This window comes from Phenylobacterium sp., assembly GCF_046463815.1.
Classification (GTDB): domain Bacteria; phylum Pseudomonadota; class Alphaproteobacteria; order Caulobacterales; family Caulobacteraceae; genus Phenylobacterium.
Window position 1 is genome coordinate 1 of record NZ_JBKBRO010000015.1, and the last position, 20865, is coordinate 20865.

Sequence of the window (20865 nt, forward strand, 5' to 3'; positions counted from 1 at the left end):
CGAGGCCGGCCTGCTCCTCATCCTCGCCGTCGACCACCTCCTCGACATGGGCCGATCCGCCACCAACGTCGTCGGCAACTCCGTCGCCGCCGCCGTCGTCGCCAAGTGGGAAGGGCAGATCGCCGAGCCAGAGGAACAGACCGCGCCCGAGACGACCGGCGCCTGACCGTCCCCACACCCCAGAAGGACCAGCCCATGAATGCAACCGAGACGCGCCTGGCCGAACTCGGCATCGTCCTCCCCCGCCCCGTGGCCCCGGTCGCCAACTACGTCCCCTGGACCCTGCAGGGCGGCCTCGTCCACATCTCCGGGCAGCTTCCGACCCATCCCGGGGGCGCTGTCGGAGGAACCGTGGGCGTGGACGTGGATCTCGACCAGGCGCGTCACGCCGCGCGGCTCTGCGGCCTCAATCTCCTGGCCCAGATGCGGGACGCCGCCGGCGGCGACCTCGACCGCGTCACGCGGGTTCTCAAGCTGAACGCCTTCGTGCAGGCCGGCCCCGGCTTCATCGACATTCCCGCCGTGGTGAACGGCTGCTCGGATCTGATGGTCGAGGTGTTCGGCGACCGCGGCCGTCACGCCCGCTCGGCTGTCGGCGTATACCGGCTCCCCCTGGGCGTGGCCGTCGAGATCGACGCGGTCGTCCAGCTCGCCTGATGGGCCGGGCCGGGCGAACTCATCCCCTGGCGCCACCCGCCCTGGGCGTTCTCGCCGGCTCGGCCGCGGCGGCGATCGCCCTGCAGCAACGGCTGGACCGCCAGTGCGTGGCCGCCCCGGGGCCTCGCCCGCGGGTCCTGGTCGACTGCGATCCGGCCTTGGGCGATCCCGAGCGGGACGACCCCCGCCGCTGGGAAGAGATCCTCACGGAGCAGGGACGGCGGATCGCCGGCGCCGGGGCCGAGCTGTTGCTCTTCACGTCGGCCGCCGCGCACACGGCCCAGCCACGGGTCGAGCGCGCCGTGGCGCGGCCGGTGCTTAGCCGCATCGAGGCCGCCGCCGAGGCCGCCTGCAGACTGGCGGGCGACGGGGCGGTGGGAATCCTGGCCGGGCCGGCCTGCCTCGACGCCGGCCTCTATCAGTGGGCGTTGCGACGGCGCCGCCGGCGCGTCCTGATGTCGGAAAGCCCTCCGACGGAAGAGGCCTCGCGGGTCCTCGCCGCCCTGCGCCGGCGCGGCGCCGCCGTCGTGATCGTGGACCTGCCGCACCTCGAGGGGGCCGCGCCCGCCGACCCGCTCGGGACTCCCGTCGTCGACGCCGCCGAAGCGCAGGCCGCGGCCGCCATCGCCTGGGCCCGGGGCGAGGCGCCCCTGCCCGGCCGGCCTCACATCGAACCGGGCCTTCTCGGTCCGGCCTCCCACCCCGGCTGACGCGGCGGCCGCATGGGGGTCAGCGATCCGCCGCTGTGGGCGGAGCGCAGAACCAGCAGCCCTCGCCGATCGGGCTGCCGGGGGGCGCCGGCGACGAGGGCAGCCGATCGGCGGTCAGCGCCTTCAGGCGGTCTGGGTCGGCGTCGAGCAGGATGGCGGCCAGGTATTGGGCGGCGTTCAACTCCTCGGGCGAGCCGCGGTAGTCGCGGAGCTGGCCGCCGAAGCGTGTCAGGGCCGTCCTCAGCTCGGCGGCGGCCGTGGGCGACAGCTTCGGATCGAACAGCGTGTCGGCCGCGTCGCCGGCCAGCCGCACGCGCTGGCGGCGTCGGATCTCCGCGAGGCGGGGCGGCAGCTCCTTGCCGGCCTGCGGGGCGAGGGCGTCGAACACGCCGGACAGCAGTTCCGGGAGGCTCAACTGGCCCGGATCGCGGCGGTGCTGCTCGACGACCCGGTTGAGGCGTTCGGCGTCCAGCAGGGGCGAGAGCGTCAGGTCGCTGGCGGTCGTCGCCACGCCCGGCAGGTCGAACACGGGACCGCCGCTGGTCCTGAACAGCTCGATCTCGAACTGCCGGTCGGTCGAACCCGACTGCGCCGCCGACAGCAGCTCGACGGTCCGATCAGGCAGATCCAGCGCTTCCGGGTCGAGCGTGCGCAGCAGCGCCGCCAGCGCCCGCCGCTGCGCCGACGCCCGCACGGGCCTCGCCCGCTCCTGGCCGTCCCCCCGCACGGCGTAGGCATAGTCGACGCCGCCGATCTGCTTCACCGCCGCGTCCAGCTGGTAACGGTGGAACAGGTAGATCGGCACGAACACGCGTCTAAGGTCCGCGACCGGAGCGCCCTTGGGGATGTTCTGCAGGCCGAAGCGATCGAGGGCGATCCGCCGGACCCGCATGACGTTGTCGAGCTCGGCGACGGGGTCGTCGCCATTGTCCCACTGCGTGCTGGCGGGATGCTCGGTGTCGGTGATGAACCGATAGCCGCGGGCCACGGCCTCCTGCGCCAGGCGGTCGAGCTCGCGGCGCTCGTCCACACCCGGCGGGAACTGGCTGTACAGCCACTTCACCGTGAACTTGTCCCAATCGCCGGCGCCGGTGCGATAGGCCCGACTGAGGTCGAGGCGATCGCCCTTCACGCGCACCAGCGGGCCCGGATAGTCCATGGCCGAGGCCCGATCGCCGTAGGTGCTGCCCGCGAAGTTGTGGGCGAATCCCAGCGCATGTCCCGTCTCGTGCATGCCCAGTTGACGAATGCGCCAGAGCGCCAGCTGAACCGGATCGTCGGGGCCGCCGGCGCCCGTACGATCGGCGCCCACCAGACCCTCGAAGATCATCCGGTCCTGGCGGACCCGCAGCGAGCCCAACTGCACCACACCGCGGACGATCTCGCCGGTCCGGGGGTCGACGACCGTCTGGCCCGTGGACCAACCCCGGGTCTGGCGATGGATCCAGTTGATGACGTTGTAGCGAGCGTCCATCGGGCTGACCCCCTCGGGCAGCACCTCCACCCGGAAGGCGTCTACGAAGCCCGCCGCCTCGAAGGCCTGGGCCCACCACCCGGCGCCCTCCACGAGGGCGCTGCGGATCGGCTCGGGGGCCGCGCGGTCGACATAGAACACGATCGGCTTCTTGACCCGCGAACGCGCGGCGGTCGGGTCGGTCTTCTCCAGACGGAAGCGTCGGACGAGCCGGTAGACGACGGGCTCGGTCAGGTCGGCGCCATAGTTGTTGACCAGCACCTGAACGGACGTGCCGGTCCGCGGGTCGTGCAGACGCGGCGTGAAGCCGGGATCGGGCAGTTTCAGGAACGAGTGGTGGACGGTGAAGGTGAGGTTGCGCGGGTCGGGCGCCACGCCGCGCACCTCCGGCCCCGGCTCTTCGGAGGTGAAGGTCTGCACCGCCTCCAACTCGACGTTCTCGGGAAAGGCGGCGGCGCCGGCGGCGTCGATGTAGGACAGCGGCGCCGACAGCCGGAACGTACCCTGGCGGCGCTGCTTGAGACGCGCGGCGATGTCGAGGGCGTCTTGCCCAAGGAAGGAGCTGAAGTCGACCAGCACCGCCCCGTCGGCGGCCTCCGCCTCGACCTCGCCGGACCACAGGTTCGAGACCGCGAAGGAGTCGCGCACGGCCCGTTGCTCTTCCGGCGTCCCCCCGTCGGCGCGGAAACCGTGGTTCTCCGCCTGCAGGATGACGCGGCGCCCCACCCGGCGGAAGGCGACGACCTGGGTGCGGGCCATCTCCGCGCGATCGAGACCCACCGGCGTGGAGCCCAGCCCGCTGGCCAGCGAGGCCTGGTAGAGATAGCGCCCCATCACGCCGTCGGCGCCGGGCGGCGGCAGCCGCAAGCGCACCTTGCCGGCCCTGACGTCGACGTAGAGGTCCAGCAGGCCGGCGCGGCGTTGCTGGCCCGCCACGACCCTGGCGAGGTCCTGCGACGGCTTCTCACCGCCCGCGCGCTCGGCCGAAGGCCGCTCCTGCGCGGCGCCGGAGGCCAAGGGCGTCACGGCCGCGCCGGCCGCCAGCAGAAGGATGGCCAGCGCGCGGCGCGGCGTGGAAGAGCATGTCATGCGAGTAACTCCTTGCGCCGCATGGCGAGCAGGACGCCGAGGGTGGCGACGGCGCAGGCCGTCACATAGAAGCTTGGGGCGATGGCCAGGCCGCTCTCGCGGACCAGCAGGGTCGCGATGAAAGGCGCGAAGCCCCCAAAGATCATCACCGCCCCGTTGTAGCCGACCGACAGCGCCGTATAGCGCACGCTGGTCGGAAACAGCGCGCAAAGCGCGTGCGGCGCGGCGCCGTTGTAGAGTCCCAGCAGGCCGCCGGCGACGACCGCGACGGCGACCAGGCCGGCGAAGCTCTGCAACGAGACGAGCATCAGGAACAGCGGGATGCTCAACAGGGCGAATCCCGCGGCGGAGACGACCATCGGGCCGCGGCCCCATCGGTCGGCCATCAGGCCGGCAAGCGGCACGACGACGATGTTGGTCAGGGACGCGAAGACCACGCCGGCCTGGGCGTCACGGGGGGCCAACCCCAGCGATTGCGCCGCAAAGGTCGGCATGAAGGTGATGTAGACGTAGCTGGCCGCCGTCCAGGCCATGGTTAGGCCGAAGCAGGCGAGCACGGCCCGGCGATGGGTCGTGAAGGCGCTCCACAGCGGGGCGACCGGGGCGATGTCGTGGCCCGCCGCGGCCAGCGCCAGGGCGCATCCCCGGCCGATGCCCCGCGCGCCGCCGGTGACGATCGCGCTGCGAGCGCCCCCCCGCCCCATCCGCACACCCCACGCATGACTAGTCTTGGGAGACTTGCGCGATTTAATGATAAACGCAACCGATCTATTTGCGCAACGCGCGCTATTACTTTATGTTTTGCTATTCATAACCATAATTGATGATTGTTGACTTCGAACGACCCCGGTCTAGGCATGCCGCGCCCGCCGCGCCGGCGGCCCAGTCTGGAGCGCCCCCTTGAACCTCGCCAAGCTTCCCCGTCGCCGCTATACGCCCGCGCCCACCCCGCTGGAGCCGCTGCCGCGACTGAGCCGCGCCCTGGGCGGTCCGAACCTGTTCATCAAGCGGGACGACCTGACCGGCCTGGCCTCGGGCGGCAACAAGACCCGCAAGCTCGAATTCCTGGTCGCCGACGCGATCGCCCAGGGTTGCGACACCCTGGTGACGGTGGGCGCGGTGCAGTCCAACCACTGCCGGCTCACCCTCGCCGCGGCCGCCAAGGAAGGGCTGAAGTGTCGCCTCGTACTCGAACAGCGGGTTCCGGGTTCCTACGACCCCCAGGCCAGCGGCAACAACTTCCTGTTCGGCCTGATGGGAGTCGAGGCCATCACGGTGGTCAACGCGGGCGACGACCTCGGCGCGGCCATGGCGGCGGTGGCCGCCGACCTCGCCGCCCAGGGCCGCAAGGCCTATGTGATCCCCGGCGGCGGCTCCAACCCGCTCGGCTCGATGGGCTATGTGGCCTGTTTCCAGGAACTGATGGGTCAGGCTTTCGACCAGGGCCTCGCCCTCGATCACCTGGTCTGCGCGAGCGGCAGCGCCGGCACCCACGCGGGGTTGCTGGTCGGCGCCGTCGGAACCAGCGCGGGCCTGCCGATCACCGGGATCAACGTCCGGCGTCCGCGCGCCGAGCAGGAGGGCAATGTCCACGCGCTGGCCGAGCAGACGGCCGCCTTCGCGGGCGTCGCGGGCGGCGTGCCGCGCGACCAGGTGGTGTGCCTCGACGAGTGGGTCGGCCCCGGCTACTCCCTGCCCAGCCCCGACATGATCGAGGCCGTGCGCATGCTTGCCGAACTCGAGGGGATTCTGCTGGATCCGGTCTATACTGGAAAGGCGATGGCCGGGCTGATCGGGCTGATCCGCCGCGGCCAGTTCCGCGCCGGCGAGAACGTCTGCTTCCTGCACACCGGCGGGGCGCCGGCGCTCTACGCCTATCAGGCGGTGCTGGAGGGCAGATGATCCCGCTGACGGTTGGCGTCCTGGGCGGCATGGGGCCGGCCGCCACCCTGGACTTCATGCAGAAGGTGCTGGAGGCGACAGACGCCCGGCGCGACCAGGACGGCGTCCGGCTGCTGGTCGACTGCAACCCCCTGGTCCCTGACCGGAACGCCGCGCTGCGGGGCGAGGGGCCGTCGCCGGGTCCGGCCCTCGCCGACATGGCCCGCGGCCTCGAGGCCGCGGGCGCCGACTTCCTGGTCATGGCCTGCAACACCGCCCACGCCTTCCAGTACGACATCGAACAGGCCGTCCGCGTGCCGTTCGTGAGCATCATCGAGGAGACGACCGCCGTCGTCGCCGAGCTCGTCCCGCGCGGCGGGGCGGTGGGCCTGCTGGCGGCGGAAGGCTGCCTGCGGGCCGGACTCTATCAGGAGGCCTTCGCGCGACGGGGCCTGGCCGCCGTTGTCCCGGAGCCGGACGACGACACCTTCATGTCGGCGCTCTACGCCATCAAGGGCGGCGACCTGGGGCCGGCCGTGCGCCGGCGGATGTCCGACCTGGCCGGCCGGCTGGTGGCGCGCGGGGCCCAGGCGCTGGTGGCGGCCTGCACCGAGGCGCCGCTGGTCCTTGCCGCCGGCGACGTGGATGCGCCCCTGGTGGACTCGACGCGGGTGCTCGCCCGCTCGACGGTGGCCTACGCCCGCCGCCTGCGCCCGCTGCCGGAGGTCATGTCGCTTACCGACGGGGGGGAGGCCTGATCCGGGCGAACCTCCGCCCGGTGCGGCGCCGGGTCACCGGTCTTGGCTGATCACAAATTGAGCATGCGGTTCGCCTGGGAGGCGCCGCCGAACGTCTGCCGAACCGCCGTGGAGATCATCGCGGGCCCAAGGCCTCGAAACCCTTGCCGGGGCACGGCACAACTCCGGGCTGCGGGGATCGCGACGCCGCCGCCGGGGCGCTCGCCAGGGGCCGCGTCCAGGCGATCCGCGCCTTGGCAACCTTAGGGCGTGCTCGCCGTCGCGTCCTCCCGCCGGGCGGCGCAAGCGGCCGTGATTCCGCCTCCCTGCCGTTCGAGGTTGTGAACGATATTCTCTTTGCTGAACGTCAGCCAGTGTGTCTAACCTGTGACGCCAGCACAGGTTAGATCATGACCCTTGAGCAGCTTCGGATCTTCGTCTGTGTCGCCGAGCGCCTGAACATGACGCGCGCGGCGGAGGCGTTGCACATCACCCAGTCGGGCGTCAGCGCCTCGATCAGCGCTCTGGAAGGCGCCTACGGCACCACCCTTTTCGACCGCGTGGGGCGGCGCATCGAGCTCTCGGCGGCCGGCCAGGCGTTCCTCGTTGAGGCGGAGAAGGTGCTCAGCCAGGTGAACGCCGCCCAGCGGACCCTCTCGGACCTCAGCAACCTCCGCCGCGGCGCGGTGTCGATCTGCGCGAGCCAGACGGTCGGGAACTACTGGCTTCCGCACGTCATCGCCGACTTCCGGAGCCGGTTCTCGCACCTCGAGATTCAGCTCTCGATCAGCAACACCGCCGGGGTCAGCCGCGCCGTGCACGACGGTACGGCGGAGATCGGCTTCATCGAAGGCGAGGCGGGCGACCCCAGCCTCACGGGTTTCGACATCGACGGCGATCGGCTTTGCGTCATCGTGCCCCCCGACCACCCCTGGGCCGGCCGCGAGGTGGCGCCCGAGAAGTTGGTCGAGGCGGATTGGGTGCTGCGGGAAGAGGGCTCTGGCACGCGGTCGGAATTCATCCGCGCGCTGACCGAGCTTGGGGCCCCGGTCGAGGCCTTGCGGGTCGGTCTCACCCTGCCGAGCAACGAGGCGGTGCGCTCGGCCGTGATCGCCGGCGCCGGTCCGGGCGCGCTGTCCCACCTGGTCGTGCGGGAGGCGGTCGCGGCGGGCGCCCTGGCCGAGGCGGCCCTGCCCCTGCCCCGTCGTCCCTTCCGGGTGCTGCGGCACTCCGAACGGCGGCTTAGCCGGGCCGCCGACGTCTTCCTGAAGAGCCTGCCCGGCCGCGAGCCGGTGGTCACCGAGCTGCGGCGGCGGGTGAACGCCTGAACAGGCTGGAGCGGCCGTGGGCGGGGCGCTGATGGCCTGGCCACGCGCCGCCGCGCCCGCCAGGCCCACGCGTCCTAGCGGACCGCCACCGCGCCGGCGTCGGGGCGACGGGTGTCGGCGGCGCCGTACAAGACCCCGTCCGGGCCGATCATGATCGACTGGGTGCTGCCGATGATCTGCGAGCGCTCGACCTCGTGGCCCATGGCCCGCAGAGCCTTGACCTGATCCTCGGGGATCGGCTCCTCGACCTGGAGTGGGCCGTCCGGGCCGGCCTGATAGATGCGCGGGCGCTGGGCGGCTTCGGCCATGTTCAGTTTGAAGTCGATGAGGTTCATCAGCACCTGGACCATGGTGCCGATGATCGTCCCCCCGCCGGGGGTGCCCGTCGCCACCCAGGGCTTGTCGTCCTTGAAGACGATCACCGGCGAGATGGTCGACTGCGCGCGCTTGCCGGGCTCGATCTTGTTGCCGAGGCTCTGGGGCCGCGGGTTCCAGTCGAAGTTGCCGAGCGAGTTGTTCAGCAAGAACCCGGTCCCCGGCGCCACCACGTGGGCGCCGTAGGAGGCGGTCAGGGTGTAGGTGTTGGAGACCACGTTGCCGTCCTTGTCGACCACCGAGAAGTGGGTGGTGTCCGGGCTCTCGTAGGGCGTCGGGTCGAGGGGCGGAATCTTGGTCCGGTCGAGGACGGAGTTCATGGAGATCAGCTTGGCGCGTTCCTTGGCGAAGGCCTTGCTGGCCATCCCCTCGGCCGGCGTCTTCCACTGCGGCGGCCCGCCCGAGTAGCGGCGGTCGATGTTCACGACCTTCAGGGTCTCGGCCACCAGGTGCATGGTGGCCACATTGCCCGCGCCGTACTCCGCCACCGGGAACTGCTCGATGATGTTCATCGCCTCGGCCACGCTGGATGCGGCCGAGGTCGGCGGCATGTAGGCGATCTTGTAGCCGCGATAGGTCGACCAGATCGGCTCGCGGACGTTGGCCTTGTAGGATTCAAGATCCTTCAGCGAGATGATCCCGCCGCCGGCCTGGATGCCGGCCACCAGGCGCTCGGCCACGGGTCCCTTGTAGAACCCGTCGGCGCCGTTCTTCTGTATCTGGCGCAGGGTCCAGGCGAGGTCGGGATTCCTGAACACCTCGCCCGGCCGGTAGGGGCTGCCGTCCTGCTTGAAATAGACCTTGAAGGCGCCGTTCGGGTCCTTGCTCATCGCCTCGCGCCGCGCCGCCAGCGCGATCGACTCGTCGTCACTCATCACCAGGCCCTTCGAGGCCATGTCGATGGTCGGCTGGATCAGATCCGCCCAAGGCAGCTTGCCGAACCGCCGGTGCGCCTCATAGAGGCCCGCCACGGTGCCCGGCACGGTGACGCCCTTCATCGACTGGACCTTCTCCTGCGACACCCGCTGGTCGGGCCCAAGCAGGAAGTCGGGCGTCACCCCGAGCGGGGCCTGGCCGTAGTACTCGATGGCCGTCGTCGTGCGGTCCTTGGCGTTGTAGATAAGCATGTAGCCGCCGCCGCCGATGTTGCCGGCCCGGGGCAGGGTCATGGTTTCGGCGAAGCCGATCGCCACCGCCGCGTCGACGGCGTTGCCTCCCTTGCGCAGGATGTCTGCGCCGATGGCGGCCGCCACCTTGCTCTGCGCCACCGCCATGCCGTCACGGCCGATGGTCGGGTGGTGGATGGAGCGGTAGCCGATCAGGTCGCCGCCGCCGACCGCGGGGCCCGGCGGTCCTTCGGTCTCCTGGGCCAGGCCGGCGGCCGGGGCGAAGGCGAGGGAGAGCGCGATCGCGCTCGACAGGGCGAGACGCGCCATGCGCGCGCCGGCGGAAGCGGCGGAGCCAGCCATGGAAGTATCCTCGATGAAGACAGGCCGCCCCGGACCGGCGTGGCCCGGGGCGGCGACGATCAGAACGTCTTGCGCACGTTGAAGTAGAGATAACGGCCGTAGGGATTGTAGACCGAGGCTTGATAGCCGCCCGCCACCAGCGGCGGATCCTTGTCGAACACGTTCCGGGCCCCGATCCGGACCCGGGTCCCTTGCAGGTACGGGTTGCCGTCCTCGAACGAATAGGTCAGCGACACGTTGTGGATGAAGGTGTCGGGCACCCGGAAGTACTCGCCCGTCGAATACCTCAGCGCGGTCGAATAGAACTCCCCGGTGTAGGCCGTGAACCAGTTCGCCGAGAAGTTCCCGTAGCGCCAGTTCAGCGAACCCGACCCGCGCCACTCTGGCGTGCCGTTCTGACCGACCAGGTCCTGGCCGCCGGTGATGGTCGTGCCCGGGTTGATCAGGCCCGCGTCTCGCGCCTCCAGGAGCAGGGCCAGGCCCTCGGTGGGCGACTGGTAGAACTTGTCCAGGCGCGCCACGTTCACATCGACGCTGAAGTCGCCGAAGCGATCGGTCTTCAGGGCGTAGTTGACACCGACGTCCACGCCCTGGGCCACCTGCGGCAACTGGTTGACGTACTTGTCGTCCGCGTACTCCACGAAGCCGACCGGCTCCAGGCCGGTGCCGGCGAACACGGCGATATTGTCCGGCGTCGGCGGCAGGCGGTGGACCGCCGGGTTGGACGAGCCCTGCATGCGCATCAGGTAGTCGAGGATGACGGCGTTGCCTTCCCCGAACAGCCCGATGACGCCCTTCTGTTTGATCTTCCAGACGTCGACCGTGAAGATCAGGCGGCCCAGCTCCGGCGGCAGGAACTGCGGCTGGAAGACGATGCCGTAGGACAGGCTCTCCGAGGTCTCCGGCTTCAGGTCGGGGTTGCCGGCCCGCACGGCGCGCGTGGTCCGCGACTGCGCGCACTGGGTGAAGCTGGTGATCCGGCCGGCGCGAAGGTCGGCTTCGCAGAAGTAGTAGTCCTGCCGGCTGTTGGTGCGGCTCACCTGGGTGACGTTGATCTGCTCGAGGTTGGGCGCCTTGAAGCCCTGCGACCAGGAGCCCCGCAGGCGGAAACCGGGGACGAGATCCCAGGCGGCCGCCACCTTCGGCTTGGCGACCGAGCCGACGTCGCTGTAGTCCTCGGCGCGGCCGGCGAGCTGTAGCTCCAGGCGGTCCACCAGCGGGATGTTCATCTCGGGCGAGACGAGGGGGATGGCGAGTTCGGCGTAGGCCGACTTCACCGTCCTGTGGCCCTTCACGTCCGGCGACACCGAGGTCCCGGGAATGTTGCTGAGCGCCACCGCACCGCCCACGATAGGACCGGTGACGGCGTCCACGAACTGGATCGTCCCGTCGACGTTCTCGTCGCGATCGTCGCTATAGGTTTCGCGGCGGACCTCGACGCCGGCGGCGAGGCCGACATCGCCTCCCCAGATCGAGAACAGGTCGGGGCGGCTCACCTTGAAATCCCAGAGCGCGAGCGTCGTCTTGTTCGCCCGGGTGATCGGGATCACCAGCCCGGCCCGCGCGGCGTCGCTCGAAGGCGTCTGGTCGCCGCCGGTGACCAGGTCCGTCGTGCCGATGCCGTTGAAGGGGTTATAGGCGTCCGGCGTCGTCCGGTTGACCGCCGCCGAGAAGGCGGTGCCGTCCACGGCGTACGAGAGGTCGTCGACCGTCGCCCAGGAATAGAGGGCCGCGCTTTCCCATTTGAACCCGAACTTCTCACCCTTGAGGCCGCCGAGGAAGCGGTACTGCTCGTTGGTCACGTAGACCTTCGAGGTATCCAGATCCAAGAGGCCGTAGGTGTTGAAGGTCAGCCTAAGGCCGCTGGCCGGCACACCCACCAGGTTGGGCAGCCGGTTGGGGTTCGGCTGGCCGTTGGCCAGGGTGGTCGCGCCGAACGGGTTGTAATAGGCGTTAGGGCCGATGCTGATCGTCGGCGAGGTGCCGATGCTCTGGGCGCCGGCGACGGTGCCATCGGTCTCGGCCCTATAGTAACCGGCCTCGCCGAAGAACGTGACGTCCTCGTTGATGTCGTAGTTGCCGGTCAGGAAGAGGTTGTACCGCTCGGTCTCCGGCATGATCGTCGACTTGCTCGACTTCAGCGTGTCGACGCGGAAGGCGCGGTCGGTCGTCGTGTTGAAGGCCCCCGGCACGATGCAGAGCCCAGGGCTGACCACCACCGTGCAGTTCACCCCTGCGGCCTGCGGCGAAAAGTGGAAGATGCCGGTGGAGCCGGTGATCGCGGTGGAGCCCTGGCGGATCGCACCGGTCACGCCCTGCGCCTGGAAGGCGCCGAAGCCCGTGGTCGCGGAGCGGCCGTCGAGGCTCACGGTGTTGGCGAACTCGGTGTCGGCGAACAGCGGCCGGCGGTCCGACGAGGCCGTGTAGTCCTGGTCGGAGGCGAGCAGCGCCGAGCGGCTCTCCAGCGACCCGAACAGCGTGATGTTGCCGCGGCCGTCCTGGATGTTGCGGCCGAACAGGCCCGTCAGGCGGCCTTCGCGCAGGTTGGTCCCTTGCGCCTGGCCGTACTGGAATTCCAGTTGGCCGCCATCGAAGTCGTCCTGCAGGACGGTGTTGATCACGCCGGCGACCGCGTCCGTGCCGTAGATGGCCGCGGCGCCGTCCCGCAGCACCTCGACGCTCTTCAGGCCCGCCACGGGGATCGCGTTGGTGTTGTAGGTGAAGGTCGGCACCAGCGACTCGGCCTGGGTGGTCGGGTGGTAGACGGTCCGCCGGCCGTTGATCAGCACGAGGGTGTTGCCCGCGCCGAGGTTCCGCAGGCTGACGGAGTTCACGTCGCCGCGTGCGGAGTTGGACGAGCCCGGGATGAAGCTTGAGTTGAAGGTGACGTTGCCGGCCTGCGGGATCGTCCGGAACAGCTCGTCGCCCGACCCGGCCGCCGTCGCCTGGATCTGCTGGACGTCCACGACCGTGACCGGCAGAGCCGCCGTCACCTTGCTGCCCTGGATCTGGCTGCCGACGACGACGATCTCCTGGACGTCGGTCGCGCCCGCGTTCTGACCGAACGCCGGCGTCGCCAGCGCCGCTATCGCCGAGAAGGCCGTCGTGGCCAACATGGCCGCGCGGCGTCGCCCTGCTGCTTGCATCATCTTGTTCCCCTCTCGCCCCAAAATCCGTCGTTGCGGACGGTCAGGATTGTTCGGCGATCGGGCAAGCCACGTCAAACAACTGCTCTTAAGACGTTCAATAACCCAAACTTGTCGATTTGAAATTCGGCGCCGCGCTTCCAGGCGCCTGAGGCGACAATGGCCCTTGAGACAACATTTCGCCCGGAACGTCGACCTCATTGCGACGCCCTCAACTTGAGGTAGGTCGCCTTTTCTGTCTAGCCGGGCGGACTGATCGGATCAGTGAGAAATCCGATCGTTTCCACAACTACAATACGTTTTGGACCGGAGCGGCCATTGTCTATCTCCGACAGGCCCGACGTCGCGGGCGTGCTTCGCAACGAATCCGGCCTTGTCATCAGACCCGCTTTCGCGCCGCCGCCGGCGGGGCCTCGTCCACGGGCCGGGCCTCGCTCTCTGCCTTGCGATCGGCCTGCTCGCCTTCGCCCTGCACCGGCTGCCCGCGCTGGCCCTGCTCAGCCCCCTGATACTGGCGGTCCTGCTCGGCATGGCCGTCCGGAACGTGGCCGGCCCCCTGGCAAGCTGTGAGGAAGGGATCGCCCTGACCCTGCGGGGCGCCCTGCGCCTGGGCATCGTGCTGCTGGGGTTCCAGGTGAGCCTCGGCCAAGTGCTGGCGCTCGGGCTACCGGGCCTTGCGGTGATCATCTTCGCCGTGACGGGCGTCTATCCCTTCACCGTGCGGGCCGGCCGATGGCTCGGCGTGGACGCCGGCCTGGCGCGACTGCTCGGGGCCGGCTGCGCGGTCTGCGGAGCCTCGGCCATCGTCGCCGCCAACACCGTCGTCGAGGCGCCCGAGGAGGACGTGGCCTATGCCGTCGCGGCCATCACCCTGTTCGGGCTCCTCGGCCTCGGCCTCCTTCCGCTGGCCTCGACCCTGCTGCATCTGTCGTCGCATCAGCAGGGGCTATGGGCCGGCGGGGCCCTGCACGAGGTCGCGCAGGCCACCGCGGCCGCGTTCCAGGGCGGCCCCGAGGCCGGCCGGACAGGCGTCGTGACCAAGCTCGGCCGCGTGGCCCTCCTGGCGCCCCTGGTGCTCATCCTCGCCGCCCGTTCGCCCGCGACGGCCTCGGGCCCGCGGCCCGGCGTCCCGGGCTTCCTGCTCGGCTTCGTCGGCGCGGTGGCGCTGAATTCGCTCGTTTCCCTGGACCCCGGATTGAAGTCCTTCCTCTCCACGGTCACCACCCTGCTGATGACCGTGGCGCTGGCCGCCATGGGCCTGGGGGCGAGCTTCGCCGCGCTCGTCCGGCGCGGGCCCCGGCCGCTGCTGCTCGCCGGCCTCGCCACCCTCTTCATATCGGCCGGAACGCTCGTCCTTGTCGTCGGCCTCGCCTGATGTCAGGCGGCCGGCAGCGCCGCGACGAGGTCCCGGCCCCGGCCGAGACAAGAGACCAGACCGTATTCCTGCAGGGTGTGGGCGCCCGCGCCCTCCATGCCCAACCCATCCAGGGTCGGCACGCCGGGCGCGGCGGTGAAGTCGCCGTCCGAGCCGCCGCCACGCAGCGGCAGGCGACCACGGCGTTGACGCCGGCGGCGTGGTGGCTGGGGCTCTCCTCCACAAGCCGCGCGATCGGCATCTCAAGCCGCATCGCGCCCATACCCCCGCCAACCGCCGACCACCGCATTGACGCCAGCTTAGGCGAAAGGCGACAATGCGTTCAATCATAGGAACTTCGTTCAATTAGATGACCGACAATGTCCTCTCCGCCGGGCGGGTCCTCGACCTGCTCGAGTTCATCGCCCAGGCGCCGGAGGCGGTGAGTCTCCGCGACGCGACCCATGCCCTGGCCGCGCCGAAGAGCAGCACGCTGATGCTGCTCCGGACCCTGGTGAACCGCGGCTATGTGCAGCGCGACGCCACGACCGACCGCTACCGGCTTTCCGACGACTTCCGGGCCGGCGCCTTCGGCTGGACCGTCGACCCGAACGCCCGTCTGGTCACCCTGGCGCGTCCGATCCTCGAGGCGCTCAGCCGGGAGATCGGCGAGACCTGCACCCTGGGGATCTGGGACGAGCCCGGCCAGGCCCGCCTCCTGGTCAAAGTCGTGGCCGATCTCGACGTCCGCTACGACACCGACGTCTCCCGCCCCATCCCCCTCTACTGCACCGCGATCGGCCGGGCGCTGTTGTCCACCTGTCCGGCGGCCGAGCGCGCCCGGTTGCTGGGCGAGGGTCCCTTCCCCGCCGTGACGCGCCACACCCTGACCGACCGCCGGAAGATCCTGGCCCGCATAGAGCAGGCGGCCGAGGCCGGCTTCGCCTCGGTGGAGGAGGAGTTCGCCCTGGGCGGCACCGGCGTCGCCGCGCCGGTCCTGGGACCGGACGGCCGGGCCCTGGCCGCGCTCAACGTTGGCTGCGTGACCAACCGCTTCGAGGAGAAGCGCGAACAGGTGATCGGCGCCGTGAAGCGTTGGGCCGGCGTCCTCGCCGCCGAGCTGAACCAGGAGCCGCAGCCGCGGCGCCGCGCCGGATGAACCTGGACTTCTCCGGCCGGACGGTCGTCGTCAGCGGCGGCGCCATCGGCTTCGGCCGGGCGATCGCGCTGAGCTTCCTCGACCTCGGCGCCCGGGTCTTCGCCTGCGACATCCTCGAACCCGAGCTCGCGGCGCTCGCCGACGCCGGCGTCGAGACGGCGCGGGTCGATCTCACCGACCGGGCCGCGGCGGCCGACTGGATTCGGCGGGTGGAGGATCGCACGGGGGCGCCGGTGGACGTCCTCGTCAACAACGCCGGCGGCGTCGCGGGCCAGGCCTTCACGCCGATCGAGACCGTGACCGACGAGGCGTGGGACCGGATCATCGCGATCAACCTGGGCGCCGCCATGGCCCTTAGCCGGGCCTGCGCGCCGGGCATGAAGGCCGCCGGTCGGGGCGCCATCGTCAACATCACCTCCGGGGCGGCGCTGAAGGCGTCGCTGACCGGCGTCCAGGCCTATTGCGCCGCCAAGCACGCGATGCTGGGGCTCACCCGCCAGCTCTGTCACGAGCTCGGCCCCTTCGGCATCCGGGTCAACAGCGTCGCGCCCGGCTTCGTCCAGACCAATGCCGCCACCGCGGCCCAGTGGGCTTCGTACAGCGAGGCCAAGCGGGCGGCGATCGTCGAAGGCGTCGCGCTCCGCCGCCTGGGAACGCCCGAGGACATCGCCCGGGCGGTCGTCTTCCTCGCGTCCGACCTCGCCGGTTTCATCTCGGGCGAGATCCTCTCCGTGAATGGAGGCCATTGATGCCCCCCCTGCCCCGGCCCCCCGCCCCCGATCCTGACCAGAAGCCCTGGCAGTGGCCGGAACCGGTGTGGCGCGGCCTGGTGGACCGGGTGCGCGCAGGCCGGCGCCTGGCGCCCGAACGCTGGCCCGGCGGCGCGCCCTTCGCCGTGGCGATCTCCTTCGACAGCGACCACGAGACCAATGACCTGCGCGACGGCGGCGCCTCGATCAGCCGGCAGAGCTGGGGGCAGTTCGGGCCGCGAAAGGGGGCGCCGCGCATCCTCGACATCCTGCGCCGCACCGATACGCCGGCCTCCTTCTACGTCCCGGCGGTCTCGGCGCTGCTGCACCCGGACGAACAGCGTCAGGTGGCGGGCGAGGGCCACGAGATCGGCATCCATGGCTGGATCCACGAACTCAATTCGGTGCTGCCCTACGAAGCCGAGCGGGACCTGATGCTCCGATCCGCCGACGTGCTCGAGAAGATCGCCGGAACCCGGCCGCGCGGCATCCGCACGCCCTCGTGGGACTTCAGCCCCAATACCCTGACCATCATCCGCGAGATGGGCCTGACCTACGACAGCTCGCTGATGGCCGACGACGACTGCTACGAGCTGGTCCAGGACGGCGTTCCCACCGGCGTTGTCGAGCTGCCCGTCGAATGGATTCGGGACGACGCGGTCTACTTCGGGATGAACCGCTTCGCCGGGCTGCGCCCCTACACGCCGCCCGAGGGCGTGCTGGACATCTTCCGGCGGGAGCTGGAGGCCGCGCGCGACGAGGGCGGGCTGTTCCAGCTGACCCTGCATCCGCACATCATCGGGGCGCGCTCGCGGATCTGGATCCTCGAGGAGATCATCGCCCTTGGGCGCGGCCTGGGCGCATGGTTCGGAACCCACGGCCAGGTCGTCGACCACGTGCTCGCGGCCTGCCCGGCCGTCTGAAAGGAGCCGGCGCGCAAGCCGTCGCGGCTGGGCGGCCCGCCGCCCATGGCATGCGCGAAGCGCGCTGGTGGGCCCGGCAGGACTCGAACCTGCAACCAGACCGTTATGAGCGGCCGGCTCTAACCATTGAGCTACAGGCCCCTGCAGCGGGTTTGGCGGTTACCACGGGCTGCACGCCGCTTAAAGCTTGCGTTCAGGTGGCGCTTGCGAGTTTGCGGCCCAGTTTCGATGGAGACCTCGATGAAGACCCTGATGCGCGTGTCCGCCCTGGCCCTGGCTCTTTCTGCGAGCGCGGCCGTTCCCGCGGCCCTGGCCCAGGCTGCGCCCCCCGCGGCCGACAGCATGTTCCGGGCGACCACGCTCAACCTCTCGGCCTATGGCGAGACCAAGGTCGCCCCCGACATGGCGACCATCACCCTGGGCGTCACGACCGAGGCCCCGACCGCCGTCGAGGCCATGCAGGCCAACGCCCAGCGCATGTCGGGCGTCGTGGCGGCGCTCCGCCGGGGCGGCATCGCCGAGAAGGACATCCAGACCTCGGGCCTGAACCTCAACCCCCAGTACCGCTACGAGGAGAACAAGCCGCCGCAGCTCGTGGGCTACCAGGCCTCGAACATGGTCACCGTCACGGTCCACGACCTGAAGCGGCTGGGCCAGGCGGTGGACGCCACGGTGGGCGCCGGCGCCAACCAGATCCACGGGATCAGCTTCGGCCTCGACGACCAGACCGCCGCCGAGAACGCCGCCCGCGAGGAAGCCGTGAAGGCCCTGCAACAGAAGGCCGACCTCTACGGCCGGGCGACCGGCTACCGGGTGTGGCGCCTGGTGTCGCTGAGCGAAGGCGCGGCCTCGTTCCCGATCCAGCCCCCGATGCCGATGATGGAGTTCGCCCGCGCCGCCAAGGCCGACACCTCGGTCTCGCCCGGCCAACTGACCGTGCGGGTCGACATCACCGGCCTCTACGAACTTACTCGCTAGGCGCGCTGACGCCCGCGCGGCGGAAGGCGGCCTCCAGCCGGTCGGCCATCATGAGCCCCGGAAAGGCCCGGTCGCCTTCCATCACCGCCGCGTAGACGAGGTCCTTGCCCGCGACGGGGCCGGCGGCCCAGCCGACGCCGCGCGAGCCGTCGGCCAGGGTGTTGCAGCTCAGCGTGCGCGGGCGGCCGTCCTTGGCCACGGCGTCCAGCAGGTCGCCGACCTTCATCGCGCCGGGCCCCTCGCAGTCCGGGTATTCCTTCGCGCAGGCGGTGGCGGTGTTGTAGCGGTAGAGCACCTTGCCCGAGCCCTTCGCGCCGATCAGCACGCAGGTGTTGGGGTCGCCGATGGCGCGCGAGACCGCTGCGTCCAGGCGGTCCTTGTCCACACCGGGCGGCGCGCCGGGGGCGCAGGCCGAAAGCATGAGGACGCCGGCCAGGCCGGCGATGAATACGGCCCTAGGCGGCCTGCTTGATCTCGTTGCCATCGTCCAGCAGCACGACCGTGGGCGCATAGTTGCGGGCCTCCTCGGCCGGCAGCATGCCATAGGTCACCACGATCACCTTGTCGCCCTTTTGGACGAGCCGGGCGGCGGCGCCGTTGACGCCGATCACCTTGGAGCCGCGCGGCGCCTCGATGGCGTAGGTCGTGAACCGGGCGCCGGTGGTGATGTTGAGCACGTCCACCTGTTCGTGCGGCAGGATGCCGGAGGCGTCCAGCAGGTCGCGGTCGATGGCGATGGAGCCCTCGTAGTCCAGGTCGGCCTGGGTGACCGTGGCCCGGTGCAGCTTGGCCTTCATCAGGGTGACCAGCATGGCGCAGACGTCCTCGTGAAGGAATGCTCGTGAAACGCTGGGACCGCGCGGGCGGCGACACGCACAATGGCCAAGGCCCGCTGGACGCGAAGCGCATATACGCATGAAGACCTTACCATTCAATGCCGCGATGCAGCGAAGGTGACGCTTGGGGACCTCCCGGCGGGAGACCTTGCGCGGCAAGGCGTCGCAGAGTCCCGGCGGGGGCGCGCGCCTTTCTGACGCCCCTGACCTTACGGCGCCGCAGCACGCGAGGGCCGGCGCGCGCGCAACCCTCGCGGGCGGGCGCAGCCTTTCCCTTGACGGACCGCGCGTCACCCGTCGGTAATCTTCCCTGATCAACGATAAGGAGGCGCGCCCGATGGACGGCGGTCAGGTTCCGGGCGGTTTCGACCGCGACGCTTTGGCTCAGGTTCCGGCGGCCCTGCAGGGCTTCGTGGACCAGGGCGCGCTGTCGGGCATGGTGACACTGGTCTGGCGCGGCGGCGAGGTGGTCCAGGTCAACACCGTCGGCCACCGCGACGTGGCGGCCAAGGCGCCGATGCAGCGGGACACCCTGTTCCGCATAGCCTCCATGACCAAGCCGGTGACCTCGCTGGCCGCCCTCCAGCTCATGGAGGAGGGCAAGCTTCGGCTGGATGACCCGATCACCAAATGGATTCCCGAGCTGGCCGGCATGCAGGTCCTGAAGGATCCGACCGGCCCGCTGGACGCCACCTACCCCGCCCCGCGCGACATCACGGTCGAGGACCTGATGACCCACCGCTCGGGCCTGGCCTACGCCTTCACCTCGTCCGGCCCCATCGCCCAGGCCCACGAGGACACGCTGGGCCCGCCGCTCGGCCATCGCATCACCCCGGACGAGTGGCTGAAGGCGCTGGGGACCCTGCCGCTGACCTACGCGCCCGGCGAGCGTTTCCACTACAGCCACGCCACCGAGGTGCTGGGCTTCCTGGTGGCCCGCATCGAGGGCAAGACCCTGGGGGAGGTGCTGCGCGAGCGGGTCTTCGCGCCGCTCGGCATGCACGACACCGACTTCTGGGCGCCGGCCGAGAAGGCCGATCGGATGGCGAAGCTCTACCAGGCGCCGCCCGAGGGCGGGCCGCTGAAGGACGTCTCCTGGCCCGAGCCGCCGGCCCGTCCCGCCTTCGAGGCGGGCGGCGGGGGGCTGATCTCCACCGCCGACGACTATCTGAAGTTCGCCCGCCTGATGCTGGGCCGCGGCGAGGTGGACGGCGTGCGCCTGGCGAAGCCCGAGACCCTCGACCTGATGACCGCCAACCGGCTGACCGAGGCCCAGCGGACCCACGACTTCCTCGGCATGCCGTTCTGGATGAGCCAGGGCTTCGGCCTGGGCGTCTCGACCATCATGGACGCCGAGAAGCACCAGTGGATGGGCGCGGGCGCGGAAGGGTCGTTCGGCTGGCCGGGAGCCTTCGGGACGTGGTGGCAGGCCGATCCCGTCAATGACCTGATCCTGATCTACCTGATCCAGGACTCCATGCCTCTGGGTCCCGAGGCGGTGACGGCCATGCAGGGCCAGCGCCCCAATGGCCGCCTCGCCCTGCCGGTGTTCCAGAAGATGGTCTACGGCGCGCTTCGCGCCTGAGATGTCACGGGTTGCGGGGGGCCACGCAGATCGGGCGCCCCTCGAACGTGTCGCCCTCCAGGCTGCCGTCCCGGGCGGCGTCCTTGCGGACCCGGTTCAGGGCGGCGCTTTCCGGCGGCGGCCGCTGTCCGGGCGGACAGATCGGCACGCGGGTGCGCAGGCCCCCGGCCGGGCAGGTGCAGATGAGTTCGCTCTGGTCCAGCCGGCTGGCCGGCACGTCGCAAGCCGCCGGCGCGGTGTTTCCGGCGACATCGATGCACTGGATGGTCCAGGTCGGCGGGCGTTCGCCCGCGGGCTGGGCGGCTGCGGCGCCGGCGAGGCCCGCCACCAGGGCGGAGAGGAGAAAGGGTCGCATGGGCGTCTCCTGGGCTAACCCCATCATACGCCTGAAAGAGCCTAGACGTTCACCATGTCC

At 70.6% G+C, this 20865-nt stretch carries 19 protein-coding genes and 1 tRNA gene; 12 read left to right on the plus strand and 8 right to left on the minus strand.

What is annotated here, in order from left to right; translation table 11 throughout:
• The 3 genes from ACK4TT_RS11235 to ACK4TT_RS11245 form a co-directional block, all read left to right on the plus strand.
• A partial coding sequence (locus tag ACK4TT_RS11235) for a cation:dicarboxylate symporter family transporter (RefSeq protein ID WP_409637037.1) occupies positions 1-166 on the plus strand: 166 nt, incomplete at its 5' end.
• 29 nt (positions 167-195) lie between these two features.
• Positions 196-657 carry a RidA family protein gene (locus ACK4TT_RS11240; RefSeq protein WP_409637019.1) on the plus strand — a complete coding sequence of 154 codons (462 nt, stop codon included), beginning with the start codon at positions 196-198 and terminating at the stop codon, positions 655-657.
• Positions 657-1367, plus strand: coding sequence for a hypothetical protein (locus ACK4TT_RS11245; protein WP_409637016.1), 711 nt, complete (start codon positions 657-659; stop codon positions 1365-1367). Before ACK4TT_RS11240 ends, ACK4TT_RS11245 begins: the two co-directional genes overlap by 1 nt.
• 19 nt (positions 1368-1386) lie before the next feature.
• Here the strand turns inward: ACK4TT_RS11245 and ACK4TT_RS11250 are convergent, their stop codons facing one another.
• Together ACK4TT_RS11250 and ACK4TT_RS11255 are read right to left on the minus strand one after the other, a co-directional pair.
• Complete coding sequence (locus tag ACK4TT_RS11250; RefSeq protein ID WP_410213000.1) at positions 1387-3930, minus strand: zinc-dependent metalloprotease; 2544 nt, start codon at positions 3928-3930, stop codon at positions 1387-1389.
• Complete coding sequence (locus tag ACK4TT_RS11255) at positions 3927-4634, minus strand: MFS transporter (protein ID WP_410213001.1); 708 nt, start codon at positions 4632-4634, stop codon at positions 3927-3929. The genes ACK4TT_RS11250 and ACK4TT_RS11255 overlap by 4 nt, the downstream gene beginning before the upstream one ends.
• Before the next feature lie 196 nt (positions 4635-4830).
• Between ACK4TT_RS11255 and ACK4TT_RS11260 the strand changes: the two genes are divergently transcribed.
• From ACK4TT_RS11260 to ACK4TT_RS11270, 3 genes are all read left to right on the plus strand, one after another.
• A complete protein-coding gene (locus ACK4TT_RS11260) occupies positions 4831-5832 on the plus strand; it encodes a D-cysteine desulfhydrase (RefSeq protein WP_409637007.1) in 1002 nt (333 codons plus the stop codon).
• The gene (locus ACK4TT_RS11265; protein WP_409637004.1) at positions 5829-6569 is read left to right on the plus strand and encodes an aspartate/glutamate racemase family protein; all 741 of its coding nucleotides are present in this window, start codon (positions 5829-5831) and stop codon (positions 6567-6569) included. Before ACK4TT_RS11260 ends, ACK4TT_RS11265 begins: the two co-directional genes overlap by 4 nt.
• A 389-nt stretch (positions 6570-6958) precedes the next feature.
• A complete protein-coding gene (locus ACK4TT_RS11270) occupies positions 6959-7876 on the plus strand; it encodes a LysR substrate-binding domain-containing protein (RefSeq protein ID WP_409637001.1) in 918 nt (305 codons plus the stop codon).
• A 74-nt stretch (positions 7877-7950) separates the two neighbouring features.
• On the opposite strand, the gene ggt is transcribed toward ACK4TT_RS11270, so the two are convergent.
• Positions 7951-9720 carry a gamma-glutamyltransferase gene (gene ggt, locus ACK4TT_RS11275; protein ID WP_409636998.1) on the minus strand — a complete coding sequence of 590 codons (1770 nt, stop codon included), beginning with the start codon at positions 9718-9720 and terminating at the stop codon, positions 7951-7953.
• 59 nt (positions 9721-9779) lie between these two features.
• Positions 9780-12869 carry a TonB-dependent receptor domain-containing protein gene (locus ACK4TT_RS11280; RefSeq protein ID WP_410213002.1) on the minus strand — a complete coding sequence of 1030 codons (3090 nt, stop codon included), beginning with the start codon at positions 12867-12869 and terminating at the stop codon, positions 9780-9782.
• A gap of 370 nt (positions 12870-13239) precedes the next feature.
• Between ACK4TT_RS11280 and ACK4TT_RS11285 the strand changes: the two genes are divergently transcribed.
• The 4 genes from ACK4TT_RS11285 to ACK4TT_RS11300 all read left to right on the plus strand — a co-directional run bounded on the left by ACK4TT_RS11285 (position 13240) and on the right by ACK4TT_RS11300 (position 17051).
• Entirely contained in the window at positions 13240-14241 is a 1002-nt protein-coding gene (locus ACK4TT_RS11285) for a YeiH family protein (RefSeq protein WP_410213003.1), read from the plus strand.
• 349 nt (positions 14242-14590) lie between these two features.
• The gene (locus ACK4TT_RS11290; protein ID WP_410213004.1) at positions 14591-15379 is read left to right on the plus strand and encodes an IclR family transcriptional regulator; all 789 of its coding nucleotides are present in this window, start codon (positions 14591-14593) and stop codon (positions 15377-15379) included.
• On the plus strand, positions 15376-16128 hold the full coding sequence (locus tag ACK4TT_RS11295) for an SDR family NAD(P)-dependent oxidoreductase (protein WP_410213005.1): 753 nt from the start codon (positions 15376-15378) through the stop codon (positions 16126-16128). Before ACK4TT_RS11290 ends, ACK4TT_RS11295 begins: the two co-directional genes overlap by 4 nt.
• Positions 16128-17051, plus strand: a complete 924-nt coding sequence (locus tag ACK4TT_RS11300; RefSeq protein WP_409636982.1) for a polysaccharide deacetylase family protein — start codon at positions 16128-16130, stop codon at positions 17049-17051. Before ACK4TT_RS11295 ends, ACK4TT_RS11300 begins: the two co-directional genes overlap by 1 nt.
• Positions 17052-17116: 65 nt before the next feature.
• Here the strand turns inward: ACK4TT_RS11300 and ACK4TT_RS11305 are convergent.
• Positions 17117-17192: transfer RNA gene (locus ACK4TT_RS11305), tRNA-Ile, on the minus strand.
• A 99-nt stretch (positions 17193-17291) separates the two neighbouring features.
• Here ACK4TT_RS11305 and ACK4TT_RS11310 point away from each other — a divergent pair.
• Entirely contained in the window at positions 17292-18029 is a 738-nt protein-coding gene (locus ACK4TT_RS11310; protein ID WP_410213006.1) for an SIMPL domain-containing protein, read from the plus strand.
• On the opposite strand, the gene ACK4TT_RS11315 is transcribed toward ACK4TT_RS11310, so the two are convergent.
• Together ACK4TT_RS11315 and panD are read right to left on the minus strand one after the other, a co-directional pair.
• On the minus strand, positions 18019-18450 hold the full coding sequence (locus tag ACK4TT_RS11315; protein ID WP_409636976.1) for a hypothetical protein: 432 nt from the start codon (positions 18448-18450) through the stop codon (positions 18019-18021). The genes ACK4TT_RS11310 and ACK4TT_RS11315 overlap by 11 nt on opposite strands.
• Before the next feature lie 34 nt (positions 18451-18484).
• Entirely contained in the window at positions 18485-18841 is a 357-nt protein-coding gene (gene panD, locus ACK4TT_RS11320; RefSeq protein WP_409636973.1) for an aspartate 1-decarboxylase, read from the minus strand.
• Positions 18842-19202: 361 nt separating this feature from the next.
• On the opposite strand from panD, the gene ACK4TT_RS11325 reads away from it, so the two are divergent.
• Entirely contained in the window at positions 19203-20450 is a 1248-nt protein-coding gene (locus tag ACK4TT_RS11325; RefSeq protein WP_409636970.1) for a serine hydrolase domain-containing protein, read from the plus strand.
• A gap of 4 nt (positions 20451-20454) precedes the next feature.
• Here ACK4TT_RS11325 and ACK4TT_RS11330 read toward each other — a convergent pair whose 3' ends face one another.
• Positions 20455-20805, minus strand: a complete 351-nt coding sequence (locus tag ACK4TT_RS11330) for a hypothetical protein (protein ID WP_409636967.1) — start codon at positions 20803-20805, stop codon at positions 20455-20457.
• Between the last annotated feature and the right edge of the window lie 60 nt (positions 20806-20865).